6 protein-coding genes are annotated in these 4,763 nt (G+C 56.1%); all 6 read right to left on the reverse strand.

Annotation, left to right across the window (positions count from 1 at the left end; genetic code table 11):
* Window positions 1–409, reverse strand: a 409-nt coding sequence (locus EJQ19_RS31165) for a hypothetical protein (RefSeq protein WP_164716857.1), incomplete at its 3' end; no start/stop codon positions are given.
* Between the two features lie 2 nt (window positions 410–411).
* Window positions 412–1,092 carry a response regulator transcription factor gene (locus EJQ19_RS31170; RefSeq protein WP_164716859.1) on the reverse strand — a complete coding sequence of 227 codons (681 nt, stop codon included), beginning with the start codon at window positions 1,090–1,092 and terminating at the stop codon, window positions 412–414.
* 101 nt (window positions 1,093–1,193) lie between these two features.
* The gene (locus tag EJQ19_RS33120; RefSeq protein WP_126145106.1) at window positions 1,194–1,424 is read right to left on the reverse strand and encodes a DUF4083 family protein; all 231 of its coding nucleotides are present in this window, start codon (window positions 1,422–1,424) and stop codon (window positions 1,194–1,196) included.
* A gap of 393 nt (window positions 1,425–1,817) precedes the next feature.
* Window positions 1,818–2,129, reverse strand: a complete 312-nt coding sequence (locus EJQ19_RS31180; RefSeq protein WP_126145107.1) for a hypothetical protein — start codon at window positions 2,127–2,129, stop codon at window positions 1,818–1,820.
* A 210-nt stretch (window positions 2,130–2,339) separates the two neighbouring features.
* Window positions 2,340–4,424 (reverse strand): ABC transporter ATP-binding protein, encoded by a 2,085-nt coding sequence (locus EJQ19_RS31185; protein WP_126145108.1) that lies wholly within the window; start codon window positions 4,422–4,424, stop codon window positions 2,340–2,342.
* 19 nt (window positions 4,425–4,443) lie between these two features.
* The coding region (locus EJQ19_RS31190) for an ATP-binding cassette domain-containing protein (protein ID WP_126145109.1) at window positions 4,444–4,763 on the reverse strand (320 nt) is incomplete at its 5' end.

Consider the following 4,763-nt stretch of genomic DNA (forward strand, 5'->3'; position numbering starts at 1 on the left):
CATAGATCAAGACTTTGCCCCGCTCGCCTTCCGTGATGACCGTCGCCGTGTCTCCTTTCAGGGCCGCTTCAATATCGCTGCGCTTGATCAGATCCTCTTTGTTGCCGCTATCGCCGGTAATCGTGCCATACGCGTCAAACAGCTGCACCTGAAAGTTATTGTTCGCCGCCAGGTGCGAAGCCATGAACGGCGCGTAGCTTCCTGAAAACAGCTGCTCCACCGTAATTTTCTTATCGTTGACAATTTTCAGCGTCTCAATGCGGTGCAGCCCGTAATATTGACCCAACGTCTGCGTGTCGCGTTCAATCATGCTCTTGCTCAGCGTGTAATTGACCACGACATACATCGCGGCCAGCAGCATCATAATCGTGATGGCATGCTGAAAAAACAGCTTATTGCGCAGCCGCATCGTCAAACCTCCAGCTTGTAGCCCGTGCCATGCACCGTCGCGAGCACATGATCATGCGGCTTTAGTTTTTCCCGCAGCCGATTTACAAGCATATCCACAGAACGCGTCTGCCCGTAATACTCGTAACCCCAGACCTGGTCCAGCAAATGTTCGCGGGTGAACACCTTTTTCGGGTTTTTGCACAGGAGCCATAGCAGCTCAAACTCCTTGCTCGTCGTCTTGATGGGCTTCCCGTCCACCTTGCAGGCACGCTCCGCCCGGTCGATCTCGATCACCCCGGCTTGCAGCTTGTCCGCGGACGAGGACGCCGCAGGCCGGGCGGCCTTCATCCGACGCATCACGGCATGAATCCGCACTACCAGCTCCCGCGTCTCAAACGGCTTCGTCAAATAATCGTCCGCGCCCAGCTGGAAGCCTAATATTTTGTCGTTCATTTCATTGCGGGCCGTCAAGACAATCACCGGAATGTCCGCGTAGTCTTCACGCAGCAGCTTGAGCAGCTCGAAGCCGGACTGATCCGGCAGCGTCAGATCGAGCAAAATCAGGTCAACCGTGCGGTTCGTCAGCTCCCGAATCCCGTCCGCGACCGTACCGGCCACCGTCGGCCGGAAGCCCTCGACCTCCAGGCTGAGCTTGAGCAGCATTTGAATGCTGGAATCATCTTCTATGATTAAAATGTTCATGTCTGTTATCCTTCCCGTAAAGGTGCTTGTGGAGTCCATGCAGGCGAGATATTGGCGGCGCGGGACAGCGGCTTCGAAGGCGTACACCGACACAGAGCTGGTTACCCCCGCTCCCCCTCCAACAGTTCAATTACGCGGTCAAGGCGCCGATTGAGCTCAGATGCCTGCTTCTTCCGCCAGCTGAAGTAGCGGAGCGCAGCGCCAATACCAATACATATAAAAATAACCAGCAAAGTACTGATAGCTGCATTACAAACGTCACTATTGAAAACGCATTCATAAACCCTCCTATTTTTCGCAAATCTGCACGTACTGTCGACGTTAGCCGTCATCTCATCCTATGACAAAAACACATCCTCCCCCGTGCAGAGGTCGGCCGTCATCGCGCCCCCGTTCCCTCAGCCAAGAAAAGATGTGTTTTGCGGTAACCTTGCAAAGCAGCCGAGAGGCTCTCTCGTCGTAGACTTGTTTAAAAAGCTGCAAAAACGCAGGCATTCTTCAACATTCTCCTTTGTATCAAGAAATGCCTGCGAATCAGCAGGTATTTTCTCAGATCAGCCACGATTTCAGCAGAAATGAAGAAAAAAACTGCCTTTTCGNNATTCCTGCTTATTTGCAGGCTTTGGAATAGCCTGGCATGCATTAGCTGCATTCGACGTTCTTGTGGGTCTTTACTCGGCCGCTCATTAAGTTGAATGTGAGACTAACGGTGCTACGTGTACCCCTTAGTATCTCGGTCTGTCTTTCGAAAGTGCCGCGATATTCAGCACCGAGATCAAAATGCCGATCGCACGGAACACATAACCAAGCAGCGGGATAAAACTCAGGAACGCCATCGCAATATTCACAATCGTTTTGAACGTCGTTCCATTGCCGGTAACAATCGCAAAAATCAAGTTGACAAACACCAGCGGAATGACCCACGCACAGGACCACAAATACACAAATGGAATCATGCCGAGGGCATAACCCGCCAAAATCGCAATTTCCGACAAAAGCTGAATGATATTCAGCACACGCGCCGTATCTGAACGCATGGCCATCGCCTCCGTTTCATGTGCTAGGAATTGGTCCCATTGTACCATAGGATGACAGCTTTCGTCTGCGGGGGATCTGCCCGGCGAGCTAGGCATACACTGAACTGGAATTTCTCCNNGGAGAAATTCCAGTTCAGGCAGGGCAATGCGGCACACGGCTCGCTGCGTCTAGCCGGCGCACTCCCCGGCGGTGGCCTATCGGCCCGCCGCCTAAGCCCGCCCGCGCACCTCGCCGGGCTCGAGCTCAGGCGCCGCCTCCGGCTCCGTCGTCGCCGGCGCACCCCCTTGATGTCCCTGCTGCAGCTGGTACATCTGAAAATACCGGCCCTGCTGCGCCATCAGGGCCTCGTGGCTGCCCCGCTCGACGATCTCGCCATGGTCGAGCACCAAAATCTGGTCGGCGCTGCGGATCGTCGACAACCGATGGGCGATCACGAACGTCGTTCGCCCCTTGGACAACACACCGAGCGCCGCCTGGATGACGGCCTCGGTCTCGGTGTCAATCGACGCGGTCGCCTCGTCGAGAATGAGAATCGCCGGGTCGAACGCCAGCGCCCGGGCGAACGAGATCAGCTGTCGCTGCCCCGCCGACAGCGTGCTGCCCTTCTCGATGACCGGCTCATCGAGGCCGTGCGGCAGCGCCGCCAGCATCTCCGCTGCGCCGACGTCGCGGAGTGCCGCCTCCACCCGTTCCCGGGTGATGGACGGATCATCCAACGAAACGTTGGATGCGATCGTCCCCGTGAACAGGAACGGATCCTGCAGCACGATGCCCATGTGCTGCCTTAGCTCTTGCTTCGACAGCTCGCGGATATCGCGCCCGTCAATCATTATCCGCCCATGCTGTACGTCGTAGAAACGGAACAGCAGGTTGAGGATCGAGCTTTTGCCGGATCCTGTGTGTCCGACCAACGCAACTGTCTGCCCCGGCTTCGCCTCGAAGGAAATATTCTTGAGCACGTCCTCGCCTTCTTTATAGGCGAAGCGCACGTTCTCAAACTGCACATGCCCCCGGAAGCGCGCCACATCGCCTTCCACGACGTCCACGCCCGGCTCCTGCAGGAGCTCGAACACCCGATCCGCCGACACGATCGCCCGCTCCAGATTCGGCAGCTGATTGACAATCCCAACCATCGGATGGAACATCCGGTTGAGGTAATCGACGAACGCGTAGAGCACCCCGACGGAGATCAACGCATTCAGCGAGCTGCCCCCGACATACCAGATCAATCCGAAAAAGAACACGTTCCGGACCACGTTCATCAAATTATGCGACGTCAGCGAGTTCAGGCTGAGCAGCTTGTTTTGATACATCGTGTATTCGTCATTCAGCGTGTCGAACTCCTTTGTCGTCTCCTTCTGCCGGCGGAACGCGCGAATAATCGTCATCCCCTGAATCGCTTCATTGATCATCCCGTTAATCGCGCCAATGCGCTCCCGAATCTCATGGTTGTAGACCGACGCATACTTCCGATACAGCACAATCCACCCGAGCAGCAGCGGAATAATCGGCAACGTGAACAGGGCGAGGCGGTAATCCAGCACAAAGATCGCAATGATAATGCCCACAATATAAATCGTCCCTGTAAAAAAGTTCGCCAACACCTGCACATACAAATCGCGCACCGATTCTGTATCGTTGGTGATCCGAGACACGACTTTGCCCGCCGGCTGATTGTCAAAATACGTAATCGGCAGCCGCTGAATCTGCGCGAACACATCCCGGCGCATGCGCTGAATGATCCGATTCGCCGCCGATTGCAGCAAGTACCGCTGCCCGTACGTAAAGCCCGCACCCACGATGATCAAGATCACATAAAAGCCCGCCAGCGTCATCAGCTCGGTAAACTCCGGCTTATAAAACGCGTACAACTGTGCCGCTCCGAGCTTCGTGTACACATACTGTGCCTGCTGCTCGCCCGACGTGATCGTCAGCTTGCCATCCTCCGTCAGCTTACGCACGCCGTCGAAGGTAATCGCCTGATCGACCCAGACGAACGCCGAGCCGACCTGCAAAATCCGCACCTCCCGGCCGTGCGCTTCACCCGCCGCGAAATTATCGCTGCGCTTATAAAATGTCCCCTCCCAGGGGACCGCCTTCTCCGTCTGCGTGGCGGACGCCGTCTCGTACCACGGCTTTTCGATGCCCAGAATGTGGGTATCGATCATCCGCTTCGCGATAAACGGCCCCGCCAGCTCCGTCGCAACCGCGATGGAGAGGCAGAGGAGCGCGAAGAGCAGCGGTTTTTTGAATAAAGCCGCGTACTGCACTAACCTTTTTCCTGTCTGTTTCATTCTCTATATTCACCGACCTTTACGCGTTCAACTGCGCTTCGATTTGCTGCCGTTCATATTGCTCTTTATACCAACCGCCGAGCGCGAGCAGCTGGTCATGCGTGCCTTCTTCCACCACATAGCCTTCGTCGAGCACGAGAATCCAGTCCGCATGCTGCACGGCAGAGAGTCTGTGCGTCGTGATGAGCGTGGTTTTGCCTGCACGTTCCGATCGGATGCCGCGAATGATTTCCGCCTCCGTCTTGGCGTCAACCGCCGACAGCGCGTCGTCCAGCATCAGAATCTCCGGATCTGTGAAAAGCGCCCGCGCGATCGACACGCGCTGCTTCTGCCCGCCGG

It is taken from the genome of Paenibacillus whitsoniae (assembly GCF_003955665.1).
GTDB lineage: Bacteria > Bacillota > Bacilli > Paenibacillales > NBRC-103111 > Paenibacillus_E > Paenibacillus_E whitsoniae.

What these genes read in the sequence shown, in the direction of transcription:
- EJQ19_RS31170 (WP_164716859.1), bottom strand. Translation starts at nt 1,092, where the DNA reads ATGAACATTTTAATCATAGAAGATGATTCCAGCATTCAAATGCTGCTC.
- EJQ19_RS33120 (WP_126145106.1), bottom strand. Translation starts at nt 1,424, where the DNA reads ATGACGGCTAACGTCGACAGTACGTGCAGATTTGCGAAAAATAGGAGG.
- EJQ19_RS31180 (WP_126145107.1), bottom strand. Translation starts at nt 2,129, where the DNA reads ATGCGTTCAGATACGGCGCGTGTGCTGAATATCATTCAGCTTTTGTCG.
- EJQ19_RS31185 (WP_126145108.1), bottom strand. Translation starts at nt 4,424, where the DNA reads ATGAAACAGACAGGAAAAAGGTTAGTGCAGTACGCGGCTTTATTCAAA.